19 protein-coding genes are annotated in these 19366 nt (G+C 73.5%); 18 read left to right on the top strand and 1 reads right to left on the bottom strand.

Translation table 11 applies throughout. The features are described from left to right. Positions 1 to 83 precede the first annotated feature (83 nt). The 14 genes from IW256_RS18345 (at position 84) to IW256_RS18280 (ending at position 14504) form a co-directional block, all read left to right on the top strand. Positions 84 to 527: a helix-turn-helix transcriptional regulator gene (locus IW256_RS18345; RefSeq protein ID WP_197012158.1), complete on the top strand. Its 444-nt coding sequence runs from the start codon at positions 84 to 86 to the stop codon at positions 525 to 527. A gap of 10 nt (positions 528 to 537) precedes the next feature. Beyond that, a complete protein-coding gene (locus tag IW256_RS18340; RefSeq protein WP_197012157.1) occupies positions 538 to 948 on the top strand; it encodes a VOC family protein in 411 nt (136 codons plus the stop codon). Between the two features lie 527 nt (positions 949 to 1475). Beyond that, the gene (locus tag IW256_RS18335) at positions 1476 to 3569 is read left to right on the top strand and encodes a hydantoinase/oxoprolinase family protein (RefSeq protein ID WP_197012156.1); all 2094 of its coding nucleotides are present in this window, start codon (positions 1476 to 1478) and stop codon (positions 3567 to 3569) included. Continuing rightward, positions 3566 to 5809 carry a hydantoinase B/oxoprolinase family protein gene (locus IW256_RS18330; RefSeq protein ID WP_197012155.1) on the top strand — a complete coding sequence of 748 codons (2244 nt, stop codon included), beginning with the start codon at positions 3566 to 3568 and terminating at the stop codon, positions 5807 to 5809. The genes IW256_RS18335 and IW256_RS18330 overlap by 4 nt, the downstream gene beginning before the upstream one ends. Next, the gene (locus IW256_RS18325; RefSeq protein WP_197012154.1) at positions 5809 to 6636 is read left to right on the top strand and encodes a DODA-type extradiol aromatic ring-opening family dioxygenase; all 828 of its coding nucleotides are present in this window, start codon (positions 5809 to 5811) and stop codon (positions 6634 to 6636) included. The genes IW256_RS18330 and IW256_RS18325 overlap by 1 nt, the downstream gene beginning before the upstream one ends. Next, positions 6633 to 6905 carry a hypothetical protein gene (locus IW256_RS18320; protein ID WP_197012153.1) on the top strand — a complete coding sequence of 91 codons (273 nt, stop codon included), beginning with the start codon at positions 6633 to 6635 and terminating at the stop codon, positions 6903 to 6905. The genes IW256_RS18325 and IW256_RS18320 overlap by 4 nt, the downstream gene beginning before the upstream one ends. Before the next feature lies 1 nt (position 6906). Beyond that, positions 6907 to 8433, top strand: coding sequence for a sugar ABC transporter ATP-binding protein (locus tag IW256_RS18315; protein ID WP_197012152.1), 1527 nt, complete (start codon positions 6907 to 6909; stop codon positions 8431 to 8433). After that, positions 8430 to 9404 carry an ABC transporter permease gene (locus IW256_RS18310; RefSeq protein WP_197012151.1) on the top strand — a complete coding sequence of 325 codons (975 nt, stop codon included), beginning with the start codon at positions 8430 to 8432 and terminating at the stop codon, positions 9402 to 9404. The genes IW256_RS18315 and IW256_RS18310 overlap by 4 nt, the downstream gene beginning before the upstream one ends. Positions 9405 to 9499: 95 nt before the next feature. Next, positions 9500 to 10486: a sugar ABC transporter substrate-binding protein gene (locus IW256_RS18305; protein ID WP_197012150.1), complete on the top strand. Its 987-nt coding sequence runs from the start codon at positions 9500 to 9502 to the stop codon at positions 10484 to 10486. 9 nt (positions 10487 to 10495) lie between these two features. Continuing rightward, positions 10496 to 11326 carry an IclR family transcriptional regulator gene (locus IW256_RS18300; protein WP_197012149.1) on the top strand — a complete coding sequence of 277 codons (831 nt, stop codon included), beginning with the start codon at positions 10496 to 10498 and terminating at the stop codon, positions 11324 to 11326. 19 nt (positions 11327 to 11345) lie between these two features. Further along, complete coding sequence (locus IW256_RS18295; protein WP_197012148.1) at positions 11346 to 12101, top strand: dienelactone hydrolase family protein; 756 nt, start codon at positions 11346 to 11348, stop codon at positions 12099 to 12101. Beyond that, positions 12098 to 12949 (top strand): alpha/beta fold hydrolase, encoded by an 852-nt coding sequence (locus IW256_RS18290; protein ID WP_197012147.1) that lies wholly within the window; start codon positions 12098 to 12100, stop codon positions 12947 to 12949. The genes IW256_RS18295 and IW256_RS18290 overlap by 4 nt, the downstream gene beginning before the upstream one ends. Next, a complete protein-coding gene (locus IW256_RS18285; protein WP_197012146.1) occupies positions 12949 to 13824 on the top strand; it encodes an alpha/beta fold hydrolase in 876 nt (291 codons plus the stop codon). Before IW256_RS18290 ends, IW256_RS18285 begins: the two co-directional genes overlap by 1 nt. Beyond that, entirely contained in the window at positions 13821 to 14504 is a 684-nt protein-coding gene (locus IW256_RS18280) for a class II aldolase/adducin family protein (RefSeq protein ID WP_197012145.1), read from the top strand. The genes IW256_RS18285 and IW256_RS18280 overlap by 4 nt, the downstream gene beginning before the upstream one ends. A 266-nt stretch (positions 14505 to 14770) precedes the next feature. On the opposite strand, the gene IW256_RS18275 is transcribed toward IW256_RS18280, so the two are convergent. Next, complete coding sequence (locus IW256_RS18275; protein ID WP_197012144.1) at positions 14771 to 15370, bottom strand: hypothetical protein; 600 nt, start codon at positions 15368 to 15370, stop codon at positions 14771 to 14773. Between the two features lie 265 nt (positions 15371 to 15635). Here IW256_RS18275 and IW256_RS18270 point away from each other — a divergent pair, with 265 nt between their 5' ends. Genes IW256_RS18270 through IW256_RS18255 form a run of 4 tightly spaced genes read left to right on the top strand, consistent with a single transcriptional unit; the run spans position 15636 to position 19362 of the window. Beyond that, on the top strand, positions 15636 to 17102 hold the full coding sequence (locus tag IW256_RS18270) for a hypothetical protein (RefSeq protein WP_231403832.1): 1467 nt from the start codon (positions 15636 to 15638) through the stop codon (positions 17100 to 17102). Then, a complete protein-coding gene (locus tag IW256_RS18265; RefSeq protein ID WP_197012142.1) occupies positions 17086 to 17754 on the top strand; it encodes a hydrogenase maturation protease in 669 nt (222 codons plus the stop codon). The genes IW256_RS18270 and IW256_RS18265 overlap by 17 nt, the downstream gene beginning before the upstream one ends. Position 17755: 1 nt before the next feature. Next, positions 17756 to 18172: a hydrogenase maturation nickel metallochaperone HypA/HybF gene (locus tag IW256_RS18260; RefSeq protein ID WP_231404902.1), complete on the top strand. Its 417-nt coding sequence runs from the start codon at positions 17756 to 17758 to the stop codon at positions 18170 to 18172. After that, positions 18169 to 19362 (top strand): NADH-quinone oxidoreductase subunit B family protein, encoded by a 1194-nt coding sequence (locus IW256_RS18255; RefSeq protein ID WP_197012140.1) that lies wholly within the window; start codon positions 18169 to 18171, stop codon positions 19360 to 19362. Before IW256_RS18260 ends, IW256_RS18255 begins: the two co-directional genes overlap by 4 nt. Positions 19363 to 19366: the final 4 nt, after the last annotated feature.

Below are 19366 nucleotides of genomic sequence, written 5' to 3'. Positions count from 1 at the left end.
GGCCGGTGAGGGCAGGTGCCCGGCCGGGGCGCGCGGCCACCCGCCCCGCGCCCCCCGCGGCCGGATGTGGCACGATTTCGCAGGTGAGCAGCAGACAACCCGACGAGCAGCGCCTGCGCGACCTCGCCCGGTTGCGCCGCGTCCGCGACCGGATCGACCGGGAGTACGCGCAGCCGCTGAACGTCGAGGCGCTGGCCCGTGGCGTCCACATGTCGGCGGGCCACCTCAGCCGCGAGTTCCGGGAGGCCTACGGCGAGTCGCCCTACAGCTACCTGATGACGCGGCGCGTCGAGCGCGCGATGGCCCTGCTGCGCCGCGGTGACCTCAGCGTCACCGAGGTCTGCTTCGCGGTCGGCTGCTCGTCGCTGGGCACCTTCAGCACCCGCTTCACCGAACTGGTCGGCATGCCGCCCAGCACCTACCGGCGGAACGCGGCGGACGCGACGGCGGGCATGCCGTCATGCGTGGCGAAACAGGTGACCAGGCCGGTCAGGAATCGAGAAGCGCAGGCGGGCAAGCGGCAATAGCGTGACCTGCATGGACATCTCCATTCACTCGACGTTCCTGCCGCACAACGATCCGGACGCCTCGCTGGCCTTCTACCGCGACATCCTCGGCTTCGAGGTCCGCAACGACGTCGGATACGGCGGCGCGCGCTGGATCACGGTCGGTCCCGTCGGCCAGCCCGGCACGTCCATCGTGCTGTACCCGCCGGGGATGGATCCCGGCGTCACCGACGACGAGCGCCGCACCATCGCCGAGATGATGGCCAAGGGCACCTACGGCCACCTCATCCTGGCGACGTCCGACCTGGACGGCGTCTTCGACCAGGTCCAGGCCGCCGGCGCCGAGGTCGTCCAGGAGCCGACCGAGCAGCCGTACGGGGTCCGCGACTGCGCCTTCCGCGATCCGTCGGGCAACCTGCTCCGCATCAATCAGCTCCGCTGAGTCCCGCCGATCCCGTCGGCTTGCGGCGAGTCACCGCCCTGGGCGGCCCGCGGGGAGCGACTCGCCGCAAGTCAACGCGCGCCCACTCCCATTGATCATTAACCTGGGCGCGCATTCCGCCCGCATATCCTCTCCCTCCGCCCATTCAATTCGGTGGGGCGCGTTGAACGGCGGATGCGCGCAGCCTGTTTCCGGGCGAATTTCCCTCAGGGGTGCGGGAGAAAACCTCCGCCCAAAGCGCGGTGACAGGGCTTCCTGACGCCGCCGGGACGCTGTCACCGTCCTGCGGCGGCGGCGCGGGTTCTCGCCCCCGGCATTCCGTTCCGACCCCTCGCCATGCCCTCTGAGCTGGCCCGTTCCGCGATGCGGACCAGCTCATTGCGCATGTTGCCCCAGCCCTCCAAGGTTGCTGCAGACGTAACGCAGATGTCACATCGTCGGCTTCAAGGGGAACCCGTCGACGGTTACGTGCCAATCCTTGTGAGGGAAGCGTGAATGGTAAGCCGGGCTCCGCTGTGCGGTTCTTCGTGGGGACGGATGTCGGAGGGACGTTCACCGACCTGGTCGTCCTCCAGGACGCCCGTCCGCCGCGGCTTTTCAAGTCGCCGACGACTCCGCACGACCGTTCGGAGGGGGTCCTCAACGCGCTGGGGCTCGCCGCCGCCTCCTACGAGATGGACCTGGAGGCGTTCTGCGCCGCCATCGTCTACTTCGCGCACGGGACGACGGCCGCCACCAACGCGCTGATCGAACGGAAGGGCGCCCCGACGGCCCTGCTGACCACGTGCGGCTTCACCGACACGATGCTCATCCAGCGGTCGATGACCTCCTGGGTCGGCATGGGGTCGGCCACCGGGCACTACAGCCGCCGCCGCAACCCCGACCAGATCGTGCCCCGGTCCCGGATCGCCGGGATCACCGAACGGATCGACGCCGCGGGCGCCGAGATCGTCGCGCTGGACGCGGAGGGGGTCCGGGCCACGCTGCGGCGGCTGCGCGCCGAGGGCGTGCAGGCGCTGGCGGTCTCGTTCCTGTGGTCGTTCGTCAACGGCGAGCACGAGTCGGCGGTCGCCCGCATCGTCGAGGAGGAGTGGCCCGAGGTCTACCTCACGCTGTCCCACCAGGTGGCACCGGTGATCGGCGAGTACGAGCGGTCGGCGACCACCGTGGTCAACAGCTACCTGGGCCCGGTCATCCGCGACTACGTGGCCGGCCTGGAGGGACGGCTGCGGTCCACCGGCTTCACCGGCGACTTCTCGATCATGGACTCGGGCGGCGGGGTCATGCGGGCGCGGGACGCCGCCCGCCGGTCGGCGTCCATGCTCACCTCGGGCCCCGCGGGCGGTGTCCTGGCCTCCACCGCGCTGGCGAGCCGGCTGGGCCACCCCAACGTGATCACCTCCGACATGGGCGGCACCAGCTTCGACGTCGGCCTGATCATCAACGGCGAGCCGCTGGTCGAGCGGATCAGCGAGGTCGGCGACCTGCACCTGGCACTGCCGCGGATCAAGGTCACCGCGATCGGCGCGGGCGGCGGGTCGATCGCGGCGGTGGACGAGTCCGGGGTGCTCGTCGTCGGTCCCGAGAGCGCCGGTTCGGTTCCGGGCCCCGCCTGCTACGGCCGTGGCGGCGGCCGGCCGACGGTGACCGACGCCGACGTGGTGCTCGGCATCATCGACCCGGCCCGCTTCCTGGGCGGCCGGATGCCGTTGGATCGTTCCCTGGCGGAGAAGGCCATCCGCGAGCACGTCGCCGGCCCGCTCGGCTTCACCGTGGAGGAGGCCGCCGCGGGAATCCGGCGGGTGGCCGACAACCAGATGGCCGACCTGCTGCGCAAGGTCACCGTCGAGCAGGGGCACGACCCGCGCGACTTCGTGGTGTACGCCTACGGAGGCGCCGGGCCCACCCACGCGTACGCCTACACCGAGGCGGCGGGCATCTCCACCCTGGTCGTGCCGCCGACCTCGACCGTCCACTCGGCCTACGGCACCGTCACCTCCGACCGGTACCGGGCCGTCCAGACGACCGAGGTGCACCGGACCCCGCCCGGCGCCGCGGACCCGGCCGCCCACCTGGACGCGGCCCGGATCGGCGCCGCCTTCGACGACCTCGCCCGCCGCTGCCGCGCGGACCTCGACGACGATCCCCGCGCCCGGCTCGCCCGCATCGCCTATCTGAAGTTCCGGCGCCAGTCCCACGAACTGCCCCTCCCGGTGCCCGACGGGGAGATCACCACCGAGACGCTGCGCGGGCTCGTCTCCGAGTTCCGGGCCGCCTACGAGCGGATCTACGGGGCCGGGACCGCGCTCATGGCCGCCGGCGTGGAGATCCACACGCTGCGGGTCGAGGGGCGGGTCAGCGTCACCGACGTCCGCGAGGGCCGGTACCCCGGTGCCGACGACGCGGACGCCGCGCTCATCGGCGAACGCCCGGTCCACTTCCCCGAGACCGGCCGCGTCCCGACCCGCGTCTACCGCGGCGAAGGGCTGGGCGCGGGCGCGAGCGTCCAGGGCCCGGCGATCCTGGAGTTCGCCGGCACCACCGTGGTGATCGGCCCCTCGCAGTCGCTCACCGTCGACCGCCACAGCAACCTCGTCATCGACTGCAAGGGGGAGGCGTGACCACCACCGCCACCACGGGAACCGCCACGGGCACCGCCGGCACGGGCACCGCCACCGGTTCCATCGACCCGATCACCTTCGAGGTCATCCGGCACCGGCTGCTGGCCATCACCGACGAGCAGGGGGCCACGCTGGCCGCCATCTCGGGCTCCACCCACGTGGTGGAGGCCAGCGACTACAACGTCGGCCTCTACCTCCCGGACGGGTCGGTGGCGGCGATGGGCCGCACGATCCTGTCCCACGCCTCCTCCATGGCCGCCATCACCCGGTCGGTCATCGAGGACTGTGCCGAGGACCCCGGCATCGCCCCCGGCGACATGTTCATCGTGAACGACCCGTGGAAGGGCACCGTGCACGCCCAGGACGTCGGCCTGATCGCGCCGATCTTCTTCGAGGGCGAGCTGCTGGCCTGGACCGGCGCCATGTGCCACATGGTCGACGTGGGCGGGATGACACCGGGCAGCTTCTGCGTGGACGCGACCGACTCCTACCAGGAGGGGCTCCAGATGCCGCCGGCCAAGCTGGTCGACGGCGGTCGGGTCCGGACGGACGTGTGGAACCTGATCCTGGCCCACACCCGCATGGCGCCCACCGTCAACCTGGACCTGCGGGCGCTGATCGGCGCCAACAACACCGCGGTCCGCGCGATGACGGCACTCGCCGAGAAGTACGGCGCGGGGACGATCCGCACGGTGATGGGCAACCTCATCGAACTCTCGGAGCGGCGGCTGCGCAACCGGCTGGCCAAGCTCCCCGACGCCCGCCTGCACTCCCGCGCCTTCCTGGACAACGACGGCGGTCTCGCCCAGGCGCGCGACAACGCCACCTACGAGATCGACCTCGTGCTCACCAAGCGCGGCGACACCCTGCACTTCGACTTCTCGGGTTCCTCCCCGCAGGCCAAGGGCTACATCAACTGCGCCTACTCCGGGATGATGGCCGGCATCGCGGCCGCGCTGCTGCCCACGCTGGCGTTCGACGCTCCCTGGAACGAGGGGCTGTTCCAGCCCCTGGAGGTGCACTGCCCGGAGGGGCTGATCTGCAACGCGGCGCGGCCCGCGGCGGTGAGCGGCGGCGCGCTGGAGGCCGGCTGGCTGGTGGAGATGACCGCCGTGGAGTGCCTGTCCAAGCTCGCGGCCTGTTCCGACGAGCTGCTCGGCGAGGCGCAGGCCGTTCCGGCGGGCGGACCGGACAAGTTCGTGCTCACCGGCGCCGGGGAGAACGGCGCCCGGCAGACCTACGTGATCATGGACTGCCTGGCCACCGGCGGCGCGGCCTACGCCCACCGCGACGGCGCCTGGACGCAGGGGCAGCACAACATCGAACGGCAGCGGATCTCCAACGTCGAGGCCGTCGAAATGGACTCGCCGCTGATGTACCTGTGGCGTGGACTGGTCGCCGACTCCGGCGGCGCGGGCCGTCACCGCGGCGGGATGAGCATGGGCGCCGTCTACACGGTGCACGGCGGCCGGGACGTCACCGCGCTGAACTCCGCGCACGGCTGGGAGGTGCCCAACTCCACGGGCGTCTTCGGCGGCCACCCGGGAGCGCAGAACACCCGGACCGTCGTGCACGACAGCGACGTCAAGGCGCGGCTGGCCGCGGGCGAGATCCCCTCGGTCGATGAGCTGTCGGGGGAACGGCCGGTCATGCGCGGGCGCCAGGGCCTCTACCGCCTGGGCGACGACGACGTGCTGGCCACGGTCCCCCAGGCCGGGGGCGGCTGGGGCGACCCGCTGGACCGTCCCGCCGAGGCGGTCCAGGCCGACCTGGACTTCGGCGCGGTCACCCCGGACGCGGCGGCCCGGATCTACGGCGCGGTGATCGGCGGGGACGGGCGGATCGACGCTGCGGCCACGGCGGACCGGCGCCGCGAGCTGCGGGCCGGGCGCCGCGGGTGGCCGGCCGAGCTGCGCCCGCCCGAGGTCCCGGACGGCCCGCGCGCCCGGATCCACCCGATGGGCGACGGCATGGACGTGGTCGAGATCGCCGGGCGGCGCTGGGTGGCCTGCGCCTGCGAGCACGTGCTCGCCCCTGCGGCGGAGCCCTGGCGCCGCCGCGCCGCCCTGCTGGTCACCCGGGACGTCCACGAGCTCGGCCACGCCACCCGGCTGGGCGAGGAGCTGGAGCTGCGCCGCTACGCCTGCCCGTCCTGCGGGCGGCTGCACGCCACCGACGTCGTCCGGCACGGCGCCGGGCACCTGGACGACATCCGCCTCCTCGACGGGCGGGACGGGTGATGGGGCGGATCGCACTGGCCGCCGCCACCTCGCACGTCGGCGCGATCGTCAAGAACGCCCACGCCGACCCCGGCGTCTCGGGCGTCCTGCATGACGCCTGGGCGCGTCTGGACGCGGACATCGCCGCCGCCGATCTGGACGCCGTCGTGCTGGTCGCCACCGACCACTACGAGACGTTCGGCCTGGAGAACTACCCGGCCTTCTGCCTCGGCCTGGCCGACGAGCACACGGGGTGGGCCGAGTTCGGCAACCCCGGTGGCACCGTCGCGGGCCGCCCGGAGGTCGCCGCCCACCTGCTCGCCGGGCTGACCGGCCGCGGGTTCGAGGTGGCGCGCTCGCACACGATGGCGCTGGACCACAGCTTCATGGTGCCGCTGGCCAAGCTGCCCGCCGCGGCGGCGGCCGGCGTCGTCCCGCTCTTCGTCAACTGCAACACCGCGCCGCTGCCCACCCTCCGCCGCTGCCTCGGCCTCGGCCGAGCCCTGGCCGCCACGGTCCGCGCCATGCCCGGCGACGCCCGGATCGGGGTGATCGGCACCGGCGGCCTGTCGCACTGGGTCGGCCTGCCCCGCTTCGGCGAGATCAACGAGGACTTCGACCGCGCGTTCCTCGGCCTGCTGGAGGGGGGCCGCATCGAGGAGGCCCTCGGCTGGACCGACGAGCAGATCCTGGAGCGCGCGGGCAACGGCGCGCTGGAGATCCGTACGTGGCTGGTCGCGGCGGGAGCCGCGGGAGGGCCGGCCCGGCTCTACTCCTACCGGCCGATGCCCGCCTGGACGGTCGGCATCGGCATCAGCGGCTTCGAGGTCACGGAGGCCACGCCATGAGCATCGTCGGTCTGAACCGCCTGGCCAGGGATCTGGAGCACGTTCCCGGCCTGCTCGGACGCTTCGAGGCCGACCCGCGGACGGTGCTGTCGGCCTACCCGCTCACCACCGGGGAACGGGAGGCCGTCACCGGGCGCGACTCCGGCCGCCTCCTGGCGCACGGGATGAACCCGGTCGCGCTGCGCAACCTCATGGTCGTCCTGGGAGTCCCCCACGGCGCCATGTACGCCGCTCACGACGCGGACGGGCACCGGCATGACGGACGCTGACATGACCGTTCCCGGCGGCACCCGGCACGCGGCGGGAGAACTTGTGAAGCCGGCCCTGGAACTGCGCGGGGTGCGCAAGGCGTTCGGCGGCGCGCAGGCGCTGATCGACGTCGACTTCACGCTGCGTCCCGGCGAGGTCCACGCGGTGGTGGGGATGAACGGCGCCGGCAAGTCGACGCTGGTGGAGATGGTCTGCGGTGCGGTGGTCCCCGACGGCGGCGACATCGTGATCGCCGGGCGGCGGCACGGCGCGCTGACGCCCCGGAAGGCCCACGCGGCCGGGGTGAGCATCGTCCACCAGAGGCGTTCGCTGGTCCTCGGGCTCAGCGTGACCGAGAACCTGCTGCTGGGCAGGCTGCCCACCCGCGGCGGCCGGGTGGACTGGAGGCGGGCGCGCGAGGAGGCGGTGCGCGCCCTGGCCGACCTGGGCATCGACGTGGCGCCCGGCACGGCCGCGGCCCGCCTGGGCCCGGGCGAGCGGACGCTGGTCGAGATCGCCCGGGAGGTGCACGCCGGCGGGCGCGTCCTCATCCTGGACGAGCCCACCGCCTCCCTCGGCGGCGCGGACGCCCTGCGGATCCACCGGCTGGTGCGGACGCTGCGCGAACGCGGCACCGCGATCATCTACATCTCCCACCATCTCGACGAGGTGCTGGACCTGGCCGACCGCGTCACGGTGATGCGCGACGGGCGCCGGGTCGTCACCGTGCCCGCCGGGGAGGTGGACCTGCCGGCCCTGGTCCGGGCCATGGCCGGTGAACGGCTCGTCCAGGACCGCCCGGACCGCGCCCGGACGTTCGGGGAACCGGTCCTGGAGCTGGACGGCCTGGACGCGGGCCGGCTGCGCGGCTTCGGCGTCACCGTCCGCGCGGGCGAGATCGTCGCCGTCCTGGGACCCGCCGGCGACGGCCAGTCCGAGCTGTTCGGCGTGCTCAGCGGGCTGCGCCGGCCCCGGGCCGGGCGGGTCCGGGTGAACGGCCGACGGCTGCGGCCGGGCAGCGTCCGCTCCGCCCTGTCGGCGGGCCTGCGCTGCGTCACCGGGGACCGGCTGGCCCTGGGCCTCGTGCCCGGGCTGAGCGTCGACGAGAACCTCGATCTCGTACGGCGCGGCCTCGCCCGCCCCTGGCTGGTGCGCTGGGGCCGCCTGCACCGGGAAGGGCGGCGGGCGCGGGACCGGTACGGCGTCGTCACCCTTCACTCCGATCCCGCCGTCACGACGCTGTCGGGCGGCAACCAGCAGAAGGTGCTGCTGGCGGCCTGGCTCGACACCGGGGTGACCGCGTGCCTGCTGGAGGAGCCCACCAACGGGGTCGACGTGGCCGCCAAGGCCGACATCCACCGGCTGGTCGACGGGCTCGCCGACGGGGGCGCGGCGGTCCTGCTGGCCTCCTCCGACGTCGACGAGGCCGTCCGGCTCGCCGACCGGGTCCTGGTGGTCCGCGCCGGGCGGGTGGTGGCCGACCGGCCCATGGACCAGGTCACCCGCGACGACCTCGTATCGCTGACCGCAGGAGGAACGACCCCATGACCGCCATCACCGACCTCCGGGGCCGCATCGGCGTCGCGCTGCCGCCCGGTCTCACCCGGCACCTGGGCCTGATGACCGTGCTGCTGCTGATCAGCGCGTTCACCGCGCTCAACAGCGACGCCTTCCTCACCGGCCCGAACCTCCTCAACGTGTCGCAGCAGATCGCCGTGGTCGCGGTGCTGGCCGCCGGGCTGACGCTGCTCATGACGGCCGGGGGGATCGACTTCTCGCTCGGCGCCGTCGCCGCCGTCACGCACGGCGTGGTGGCCCAGCTGATCGTCGCGGGCGTCGGCGAGTGGGTCGCCGTGCTGGCGGCGCTCGCGATCGGCGGCGCCATCGGCCTGGTCAACGGGCTCGTGGTGACCCTGTTCAACGTCGCCCCGTTCGTGGCGACCCTGGCGACGTCCACGGTGCTCAGCGGGGTCGCCCTGCTGATCATCGACGGCCAGAGCATCTCCATCGGCGAGCACCTGGTGGAGCTCGGCTTCGGTGAGGTGCTCGGGGTGATTCCGGTGCTGGTGGTGGTCGCCGTGGTCATCTGCGCCGCGGCCGGCCTGATCATGCGGTGGACGGCGTTCGGCCGCAACGCCTTCGCCATCGGCGGCAACGAGAACGCCGCCCGGCTGGCGGGCATCCCGGTGGTGCGCACCAAGCTGGTGCTGTACACGGTCGGCGGCGTGCTGGCGGGCCTGGGCGGGGCCATGCTCGTCGCCCGGCTCGGCGCGGCCAGCCCCGGCACCGGCGGCCTCCACCTGGAGCTGACCGTGGTCGCCGCCGTCGTCATCGGCGGCACCGCCCTGCACGGCGGCAGCGGCACCCTCGTGGGGACCGTCCTGGGCGTGCTGCTGCTCGGGGTGGTCGCCAACTCCCTCAACCTGTTGCAGGTCAACACCCACTTCCAGGACGTCGCCCTCGGCACCGTGCTGCTGGTCGCGGCCATCACCAACCATCTCCGCGGTCGCGAACACTGACCGCCCGGCCCCGCCACCCCCGTTCCGTCCCATCCCGGCCCGGCTCCCACCCCTCCCCACCCTGGCCCGGCCCGTCCGGCCCGGAAGGATCCGTCATGTTCGGCATCTCACGCAGGCGCCCGTTCCGTTCGCTCACCCCACCCGCCGTCCTGGCCCTGTCCCTGGGCCTGGCCACCGCCGGCTGCTCCGTCGACGAAGGAGCCGGGGCCGGGGCGGTGGTCCCGTCCGACAAGAAGAAGATCACGATCGGCTTCGTCAACGGCAACAGCATCGAGTTCCACACCTGCCTGCAGCGGTCGATGCAGGCCCGCGCCACGAGCGCGGGGGTCACCCTGCTCACCGCCAACTCGGCGATGGACCCGGCCAAGGAGCTGTCCAACATCGACGACATGATCGTCAAGCGGGTCGACGTGATCGTCGTCCAGACGGTCAACATCGACTCGCTGGAGGGCGGTGTCGCACGGGCCAACCGGGCGGGCATCCCGATCTTCCTCACCTCGGTCGCCTCCGTCGACCAGTCCAAGATCCTGGGCGCCGTCGTCACCGACGTGCGCAAGGTCGGGCGCGAACTCGGGGAATGGCTGGTCAAGGACAGCGGCGGCGCGCCGGTGGAGGTGGGCGTGGTCGGCGGCGCCCCGGGAGCGGCCGCGGACCTGATGAACGACGCCTTCAAGAAGGCCCTCGGGGCCCAGGCCAAGGTCGTGTTCGACCAGCCGGCGATGTGGCAGCGGGCCAAGGCCCAGGACGTGGCCGAGAACCTGCTGCAGGCCAGGCCGAAGGTGAAGTACGTCTTCGTGCACAACGAGGACATGGGCTTCGGGGTGCTGGCGGCGTTCAAGGCGGCCGGCCGCGACGACATCAAGATCCTCACCAACGGGGGCAGCGAGGCCGGCGTGCGGGCCGTCCAGGACGGCGGATTCGCCGTCACCGTCAGCAACACCCCCAAGTCCGTCGGCGAGATGGCGGTCGACGGCGTGGTGGGCCTCCTGCGCGGCAACAAGGAGGTGAAGAAGATCGCGACGGTGCCGGACACCCTCATCACCAGGGAAAATGCGAGTGAAGCACCGCCCTACTGCACGTGAGGCACCACCATGAACGACGCTCGCTCTCGCTCTCCGCACCCTGAATCCGCGGGGCTCGGCCCCCGCCGGCGGGGAGTCCGCTCGGTCGACCGCGCCCTGGACGTGCTGAGCGCCTTCAGCGCCGCGCATCCCCGGTTCCAGCTCTCGGAGCTGGCGGAGGCGGCCGGGCTGCCGAAGAGCAGCACCCACCGCATGGCGGTCACCCTGGTCGAACGGGGGTTCCTGCGCCAGGAGCCGGACGGCTCCTACGCGCTGGGCAACCGCCTCCTGGAACTGGGCAGCCTGGTGTCGGCGACCACCGCGCTGGCCCACCTCACCCAGGGCATCACCGAGGAGCTGGCCCGCTCGACCGGGGAGACCGTGCTGGTGGCGGAGATCGACTGGCGGGACCGGTCGCTGCTGATCACTGCCAAGCGGGAGGCGTTCAGCTCGCCGGACGCGCTGTCACCGATCGGGCAGCGGTCGATGCTGGCCAACGGGTGCATCAGCTGCGCCATCCTCAGCGGCCTGCCGCCCGAGGAGGCACGCGAGATCGTTCCGAAGCTCCGGCTGGCCCAGCGCACGCCCGGCAGCATCACCGACCCGGCGGCGCTGCTGCGTGAGATCGAGACGAGCCGGCTGCGCGGCTACGCCCTGGAGGCCGAGGCGTTCATCGCGGGCGTCACGGGCGTCGCCGTGCCCGTGATGGTCGCCGGACGCCCGGCGGGGGCCGTCGCCGTCTGCGGCCCCACCTCCCGGATGCCCCGGCGGCGGCTCGAGGCCCTGGCACCGCACATCCAGCAGCTGCTGGTCCGTGCCGCCGCCGTTCCACCCGCGGTCCCACCGAGGGCCGCGATCTGATCCTCCCTTTGGAGACGACGTGACCACGACCATCGAATCGGGCTGGGTGACCTTCCCCAGCGGACGGGACGAGATCCGCGGCTATCTCGCCCGGCCCGTCCCGGCACCCGGCGGCCCTCCCCCGCCGGTCATCGTCAGCGCGCACGAGAACCTCGGCGTGACCGCCCACCGGCGCGGCGTCACCGAACGGTTCGCCGCCGAGGGCTTCGCCTGCCTCACCGTGGACCTCTACAGCCGTATCGGGGGCCGCCCTCCGCAGGACTACACCACCGCCGAGGAACGCAGGGCGAAGGCGTTCCTGGCCGCCCGCGACGAGCAGGCCGTCCCCGACCTCCAGGCGGGGCTGGACCACCTCGCCGGGCGCGGCGGCGTCGACGCCTCCCGCGCCGCGGTCGTCGGTTTCTGCCTCGGCGGCGGGCTGGCGATCGCCTGGGCCGCCCGGACCGACCGCCTCGCCTGCGCCGTCCCCCTGTACGGGCTGCCCGAGCTGCCGCCCGCCTACAGCCCGACCGGCCGGGTCCGGTCCCGCGTCGACATCGCCGACCGGGTCACCTGCCCCGTCCAGGCCCACTTCGGGGGCGCGGACGAGGTCATCCCCCTCGACCAGGTGGGGCGGCTCGGGGACGCCCTCAAGCGCAGCGGCCGGCCGGTCGAGGTCCACGTCTACGAGGGCGCGGGCCACGCCTACCACGACGACACCCACCCCAACCACCATCCGGAGGCGGCCCGCCTCACCTGGGAACGCACCCTGGAGTTCCTGCGGAGCCACCTGTGAGCCTGTGGTGCGACCTGCTCGGAGCCGAGGTCCGGCACGTCGCCGCCGGCGGGGTGACCACCCGGATCGCCGAGCTGGGGTCGGGTCCGCCCGTGGTCCTGATGCACGGGCGCGGCGGGCACCTGGAGACCTTCGCCCGCACGCTGCCCGCCCTGGCCGGCGCGGGCCGCCGGGCCATCGCGTTCGACCTGCTCGGCCACGGCCTCACCGGCCGGCCCGGCCACGGCCGCTACGAGGTGGACCGGCTGGCCGAGCACGCGGGCGCCGTCCTGGACGCCCTCGGTCTCGACCGCGCCGACCTGGTCGGCCAGTCGCTGGGCGGCTGGACGGCCGCGCTGCTCGCCCTCCGCTCCCCCGGCCGGGTGCGCCGGCTCGCGCTGATCGAACCCGCCGGACTCCAGCCGGAGGCCGAACGGCTCTCCGACGCCACGGTCCGCGCCGCCTACGAGCGCGGCGGCCGGGCCTACGCCGAGCCGACCCCCGAGGCCGTCCGCGAACGGCTCGCCGGGCTGCTGGCCGACCCGGACACCGTCGACCCGGAACTGGTCGGCGTCCGCACCGCCCTGTACCGGCCGGCCGAGGCCCGGGAGGTCCACCGGCGGGTGCGCGCCGCCGACAACGACGCCTGGCTGCTCACGCCGCGGCTGCTGGCCACGCTGGCGGTCCCGGTCCTGTTCGTCCGCGGGGAGCACGGGCACACGCCGCCCGCCGTCGTGGCGTCCGCCGCGGCGGCCGTCCCCGGCGCCCGGACGGTGACGGTCCCGGGGGCCAGGCAGTGGCCCCAGTACGAACGGCCGGACGCGGTCAACGACGCCCTGATCGAATTCCTCAGCAAGGAGAACCCCTGATGTCGTTCTGGACCGACTCCCTCGGCGCCGAGATCCGCTTCCGTGACGCGGGCGGCTGGCGGACCCGTTCCATCGAGGCGGGCGACGGCGACCCGGTCATCCTCATGGGCGGGCTGACCGGGCACGCCGAGGCGTTCCTGCGCAACGTGGTCCCCCTGGCCGAGCGGGGGCTGCGCGTCTACGCCATCGACGCGCTCGGCCACGGTCTGACCGCCCGTCCGACCGACGTCACCTACCACGCCCCCGTCTTCACCGAGCACCTGCTGCGCTTCCTGGACGCCATCGGCGCGGAGCGGGCGCACCTGGTGGGCCAGTCCCTCGGCGGCTGGACGGCCTTCCACACCGCGTTGCGGCACCCCGACCGGGTGGGCCGGCTGGTCTCGGTGACCGGCGCGGGCCTGCTGCTGTCGGACGAGGGCCGTGCCGGGGAGAGCGAACGGGTGCACGCCCAGGTCAAGGCGGTCACCGCCAAGGCGGCCTCGGCCCCGACCCGCGAGAGCGTGCGGGCCCGCCTGGAATGGCTCATGGTGGACCCGTCCGTGGTGACCGACGAGCTGGTCGAGTGCCGGTACCGCTACTACACCCTGCCCGGTACGGAGGAGGCGCTGGCCAAGCTGGTCGCCGAGCAGCCCGGGGAGGCCAACCGCGCGTACATGCTCCGGGAGGACGACCTCGCGCGGATCGACCACGAGACGCTGATCGTGTGGACCGACCACAACCCGACCACGCCCGCCGAGGTGGGCCGGAGGGCGTCGGAGATCATGCCGAACGCCGGTTTCGACATGATCACCGGGGCCGGGCACTGGCCGATGTTCGAGCAGCCGGCCGCGTTCAACCGCGTCGTCGGGGACTTCCTCGTCAAGGAGGCCCGGTGACCCCTGCCGAGGAGGTCTCCCTCGGCTGCCGCGTCCTGGCCGCCCACGGCAACGCCGATCTCATCTGGGGGCACCTGTCCCGGCGGGACGGTGACGGGGTGTGGCTGAAGGCCGCCGGGTACGGCATGGAGGAGATCACGCCCGGCCGGGTGGTCCGCATCGACCGGTCCGGGCGCCTGCTCGGAGGCCGGGGCCGGGTCCATCTGGAGTACCCGATCCACACCGAGATCATGGCCGCCCGCCCGGACGTGAACGCGGTCGTGCACAGCCATGCCGAGGCCGTGGTGGCCTTCGCCGCCACGGGCCTGCCGCTGCGGCCGGTCGGCCATGAGGGAGTGCTGTTCTGGCCGCCCGACATCGCCAGGTTCACCCTGACCGGGGACCTCATCCGCGACCGCGAGCTCGGCGCGGCGGTCGCCGCGGCCCTCGGCGACCGGAACGCGCTGCTGCTGCACCGCCACGGCCTGGTGACCGCGGGACCGGACGTCCCCACCGCCGTGATGACCGCGATCTTCCTGGAGAAGGCCTGCCGGATGCAGCTCGCGGTCGCGGCGGCCGGCGCCGGCCTCGACTCCTCCGGCGAGGCCGAGGCGCTGGCCAAGCGCGACCGCTGTTACGGACCGGCCCAGATGGAGGCCGCCTGGGACTACCTCGTCCGCACGCTGCCCGAGCACGGCTGAACGCGTCCGCCCGCCCGCCTCCCCCCGAGGTCAGGACTCGTCAGGGGTCAGGGCGGGCAGGACGTGGAGTCGATGACGACGTGTGAGCGGGGGCGCGCCTACCGCGCGAGAGGACCTCGCCGCGTCAGAGACGTGACGCACGGCCGAGGTCGGACAGTCCGCACTACGGCGATCCGGTGATGGGGTCGCGGCCGGAACCGCTGGAAGCCACCGGACGGCCGGTGGCTAGAGTCTTGACGCCTCAGGACTGGACACAGCCGGAGACCTTAGCCACACCGCGCCCGCCACGTCCACTTGTTTCCGGGACGGCGCCGGCCCCGGGGCCGTGGCCGGAGGGCCCGTGAGCAGGCACGCGACCGCGCCGGCCGCCGGGATCGGGCCGGACGCCGGGATCGCGGCGGCTCCGGGGCGATGCGCCCGGCGACCACCAGGCCGTACAGGACGTGATCGAGGGCGATCACCACGCGCCACAGGACCGGATGGCGCCGGGTGTGCCGGAGCCCCAGGAGCGGCGCGAGGGCCACCTCGAAGACGAACCAGATCGCCAGCCCGTACAGCGGCCCGGTCACCGGGTGGAGGCGGACCCGGGACGGAAGCAGGCCGAAGACCATGCCGCCGCCGGTGCCGTACGTCCAGTGGGCGAGTTCGGTGACGGCCTCGCGCCCGCGCAGGGGAAGCCGCCGGACGCTCTCGGGGGCGTGCTCCTCGACGACCGCCTCGGGCGGGGTCTTCTCGTGCGGGCCGGCGAGGGCCGCGGTGAAGGTGCGGACTCCGCTCATCGCCATGGCGGCGACCAGCCCGCGCGCTCCTGCGCGGACGACCCGCGCGGAGCGCGTCCCCGCCGGACGGCGTTCTCCCCTGCGCATTGCGCCGCCTCCCCGTGAGACCTCGCCACGAAATTCGCGCTAAGGGACCTGCCCTTCTCCCTTGGCACCCAAGCACCATTTCCGTGGCCGGTTCCCGGAGCGGGTAAGTGTGGCCGTCACTTATCGAACAGCGCCACTTACCTGCGGCGATGCGCCGTTGCTATACCGGGAGAGTCCGCGGTGCAGCCCGTGCGGTGAGGGGTGCCTTTCTCTTCTCGCGGGGGGAATCGTCCGTCGACTCCAGATCAGGAAGTGGGCAAATCGCATGGGGATGGACGCCTCCGTCACCGCCGCCGGTTTCGAGGCCGCGCAGGCGGTGGCCGACGCCGTCCTGTACGAGGGATACCTGCTGTATCCCTACCGCCGTTCCTCCGGTAAGAACCAGGTCCGCTGGCAGTTCGGCGTTCTCACGCCACGGGACTGGACCCTGGCGCGAGGACCGGTCGACTGCAGCGTGGCCGGATCGGCCGAGTCCTGGTGGCAGCGGACCGAATGCCTGCTGGAGGCCGAGGACGGCGCCACCCTGCACTGCCGCGTCCGCTTCCTGCAGGTGCAGCGCCGGTCGGTGGAGGAACGGCTGCCCGGCGGCGCCCATCGCCCCGTCGACGCGCTCACGGCCGGATCGCGTTCGGAGCTGGGCTTCGACGAGGCGGTCCCCCGGGAGTTCGACCTCACCTTCTCGCTGGAGGAGCTGCTGGCCGAGGAACGGCACGTGCCGCTGCGGATCTCCGGTGGCGAGGAGACCGAGCCGCTGCCGGACGACCGGGAGCGGCCCGCGGGCCGCGTCCTGCGCACGCGGTGGCCCGTGGCTGTTTCCCTGACGGCCTCGGCGGCGCCCTGCGACACCCCCGCCCGGCTCTTCCGGCTCCGGCTGCACGTCGAGAACGCCGCCGGCGCGTTCCCGCTGGAGGCGACCCGCGACGAGGCCCTGCGGGTATCGCCGATCGCCTGCCACACGCTGGTCGCCGTCCGCGACGGCGCGTTCCTGTCGCTCCTGGACCCGCCGGGGTGGGCGGAGGACGCGGCGCAGACGTGCGCGAACGTCCACACCTTCCCCGTCCTCGCGGGCGGCGAGGACCGGCGCGACCTGGTCCTGTCGTCCCCGATCCTGCTGTACGACCACCCGCGGGTCGCTCCGGAGAGCCCCGGCGACCTGCACGACGCGACCGAGATCGACGAGATCCTGTCGCTGCGCACGCTCACGCTCACCGACGCCGAGAAACGGGAGGCGCGGGCCACCGACGCCCGGGCCGCGGCGATCCTCGACCGCGTCGAGGGGATGCCCGCCGAGGTCATGTCCCGCCTGCACGGCGCGGTCCGGTCGCTGCGGCCCGTCCCGGCGACCGCGGCGGCGCCGCCGGGCGGGGAGCGGGACGGGTCCGAGCCGCCGTTCCGCCCGTCGGCGCCCTGGTGGGAACCGGGCGCCGACGCGTCCGTGTCGCCCGAGACCGACAGCGTCGTCGTGGCCGGGACGCCGGTGTCCAAGGGATCGCGGGTGCGGCTAAGGCCCCGCCGCCACGGCACCGACCCGCAGGACATGTTCCTGGAGGGCCGGACCGCCGTGGTCGAGGCCGTGCTGCTGGACGTGGACGGCGCCCACCATCTCGCGGTGACCTTGGAGGACGATCCCGCCGCCGACGTGAACCGCTGGTACGGGCGGTTCCGCTACTTCTCCCCCGACGAGGTGGAGCCGCTGCCCGGCGAAGGAGGCCCCGGTGAACGCGGCGAATGAGGGGGCTCGGCCCTGCCGGGGCCGGGTCCTCGTGGCGGGCATCGGCAACGTCTTCCTCGGCGATGACGGTTTCGGGGTCGAGGTGGTCAACCGTGTGGACACCGCGGTGCTGCCCCCAGGCGTGGACGTGGTCGACTACGGCATCCGCGGCCTGCACCTGGCGTACGGGCTGCTCGACGGCCGCCACGACACCTTGATCATGGTCGATGCGGTTCCGCTGGACGGGCCGCCCGGCAGCCTCGCCGTCCTGGAGGTCGACGATCCGTCCGCCGAGCCCGCCGCCCCCGCCGGTTCCGAGGAGGGCGGGGCGGGCGGGCCGTCCGGCGAGGCGCACGTGGCCGTGGACGGTCACGGCATGGACCCGCAGACGGTGCTGCGGCTGCTGCGACAGCTCGGCGGCGGCGGTGTCGAACGGGTGCTCGTCGTCGGCTGCCGCCCCGCGGTCGTCGAGGAGCGGATGGGCCTGTCGGAGCCGGTGCGCGCGGCCGTGGACGAGGCGGTCGGCCTGGTGACGGCGCTGGCGTGCGCGGAGGCGGCGCGGCCGCGCGGCCGCGCCGGAACCGAGGCCGGAACCGGGACCGGAGCCGGGGAGGACCCGCCCGCGGGGACCGAAGACCACGGACAAGCGGATACGGAGTGGGCCAGTGCATGAGATGGGGCTGTGCGAGGCGATCGTCCAGGCCGCGGTGAAACGGGCCGACGGCCGGCGCGTGCACGGGGCGCGGGTCCGGGTCGGCGGGCATCCGGTCGATCCGGAGGTCATCGACCAGGGCTTCCGGCTGGCGGCGGCCGGGACGGTGGTGGAGGGGGCCGAGCTGGATCTGGTCCTGGAGCCGCTGTCGGTGCGCTGCCGCGGCTGCGGCACCGAGGCCCCGGCCTCCGACGCCACCGCCCTGACCGCGTGCTCCCGGTGCGGCGCGGTCGACATCGAGGTCACCGGCCGGGACGACGTCGTCCTGGAGTCGATCACCGTGGACGCCCCGGGCCAGGACCGGTACCCGGACAAGGACCCAGAACGACAGCAGGGAGACCAGCGAGAGGACGACCGGCCGCTAGGAGGACGATCATGACCGGGACACCGGGCACGACCGCGACGTCGGGGACCGCCGCCCGCCGCGCGGGCATCGAGGAGATCCATGTCCTGTGGATCTCGGAGGGCATGAGCTGCGACGGCGACACCGTGTCGGTGACCGCCGCGTCCCAGCCCGCGATCGAGGACGTGGTCAACGGCCTCGTCCCGGGGCTGCCGAAGGTGCATCTCCACAACAAGGTGCTCTCCCCTTCGCTGGGCGGCGAGGACTACCTGGCCCCGTTCCGGGCCGCCGCCCGCGGGGACCTGCGGAAGCCGTTCATCCTCGTCATCGAGGGATCGATCCCCAACGAGCGGATCAACGGCGACGGCTACTGGACCTCGTTCGGCAACGACCCCGAGACCGGTCAGCCGATGACCGTCAACGAGTGGATCGACCGGCTCGCGCCGCGCGCCTGGGCGGTGGTGGCGGCGGGCACCTGTGCCACCTACGGGGGCATCCACGCGATGGCGGGCAATCCGACCGGGTGCATGGGGCTGGCCGACTACCTGGGCCGGGACTTCGTGTCGACCGGCGGGCTGCCGATCGTGAACGTCCCGGGCTGCCCGGTCCAGCCGGACAACTTCATGGAGACCCTGACCTGGGTCCTCTACCACGCCGCCGGGTCGGCGCCACCGCCGCCGCTGGACGACATGCTGCGCCCGCAGTGGCTGTTCGGCAAGACGGTGCACGAGGGCTGCGACCGCGGCTCCTATTACGAGCAGGGCGACTTCGCCATGGACTACAACTCGCCGAAATGCCAGGTGAAGGTCGGCTGCTGGGGCCCGGTGGTCAACTGCAACGTGCCCAAGCGGGGCTGGATGGGCGGCATCGGCGGCTGCCCCAACGTGGGCGGGATCTGCATCGCCTGCACCATGCCCGGCTTCCCGGACAAGTTCATGCCGTTCATGGACATGCCACCGGGGGCCAGCCTGTCCTCGCTCATGGTCAAGCCGTACGGGGCGTTCATCCGCCGGATGCGTTCCATCACCAACCGCACCGCCAACAAGGAACCCCGCTGGCACCACAACCGCGACGCCCTGACCAGCGGCTACGACCCGCACTGGCGGCCGCGCAAGCGCCCCGTCCAGCATCCCGGGACGGCCGGGCGGCGCCGCGAGCCCGAACGGACGGCGGTGGAGCGCGGCCCGGCGGAACGGGCGCCGGCCGACCGGATCAGGACACGTTGAGAGG

The sequence above is a fragment of the Actinomadura viridis genome (genome assembly GCF_015751755.1).
In the GTDB taxonomy this organism is placed as follows: Bacteria; Actinomycetota; Actinomycetes; order Streptosporangiales; family Streptosporangiaceae; genus Spirillospora; species Spirillospora viridis.
Note: the sequence above shows the minus strand (reverse complement) of the source record. Positions and strands in the feature narration are given on the sequence as shown.

What these genes read in the sequence shown, in the direction of transcription:
- IW256_RS18340 (WP_197012157.1), top strand. Translation starts at nt 538, where the DNA reads ATGGACATCTCCATTCACTCGACGTTCCTGCCGCACAACGATCCGGAC.
- IW256_RS18325 (WP_197012154.1), top strand. Translation starts at nt 5,809, where the DNA reads ATGGGGCGGATCGCACTGGCCGCCGCCACCTCGCACGTCGGCGCGATC.
- IW256_RS18320 (WP_197012153.1), top strand. Translation starts at nt 6,633, where the DNA reads ATGAGCATCGTCGGTCTGAACCGCCTGGCCAGGGATCTGGAGCACGTT.
- IW256_RS18315 (WP_197012152.1), top strand. Translation starts at nt 6,907, where the DNA reads ATGACCGTTCCCGGCGGCACCCGGCACGCGGCGGGAGAACTTGTGAAG.
- IW256_RS18310 (WP_197012151.1), top strand. Translation starts at nt 8,430, where the DNA reads ATGACCGCCATCACCGACCTCCGGGGCCGCATCGGCGTCGCGCTGCCG.
- IW256_RS18305 (WP_197012150.1), top strand. Translation starts at nt 9,500, where the DNA reads ATGTTCGGCATCTCACGCAGGCGCCCGTTCCGTTCGCTCACCCCACCC.
- IW256_RS18300 (WP_197012149.1), top strand. Translation starts at nt 10,496, where the DNA reads ATGAACGACGCTCGCTCTCGCTCTCCGCACCCTGAATCCGCGGGGCTC.
- IW256_RS18285 (WP_197012146.1), top strand. Translation starts at nt 12,949, where the DNA reads ATGTCGTTCTGGACCGACTCCCTCGGCGCCGAGATCCGCTTCCGTGAC.
- IW256_RS18275 (WP_197012144.1), bottom strand. Translation starts at nt 15,370, where the DNA reads ATGCGCAGGGGAGAACGCCGTCCGGCGGGGACGCGCTCCGCGCGGGTC.
- IW256_RS18270 (WP_231403832.1), top strand. Translation starts at nt 15,636, where the DNA reads ATGGGGATGGACGCCTCCGTCACCGCCGCCGGTTTCGAGGCCGCGCAG.
- IW256_RS18260 (WP_231404902.1), top strand. Translation starts at nt 17,756, where the DNA reads ATGGGGCTGTGCGAGGCGATCGTCCAGGCCGCGGTGAAACGGGCCGAC.
- IW256_RS18255 (WP_197012140.1), top strand. Translation starts at nt 18,169, where the DNA reads ATGACCGGGACACCGGGCACGACCGCGACGTCGGGGACCGCCGCCCGC.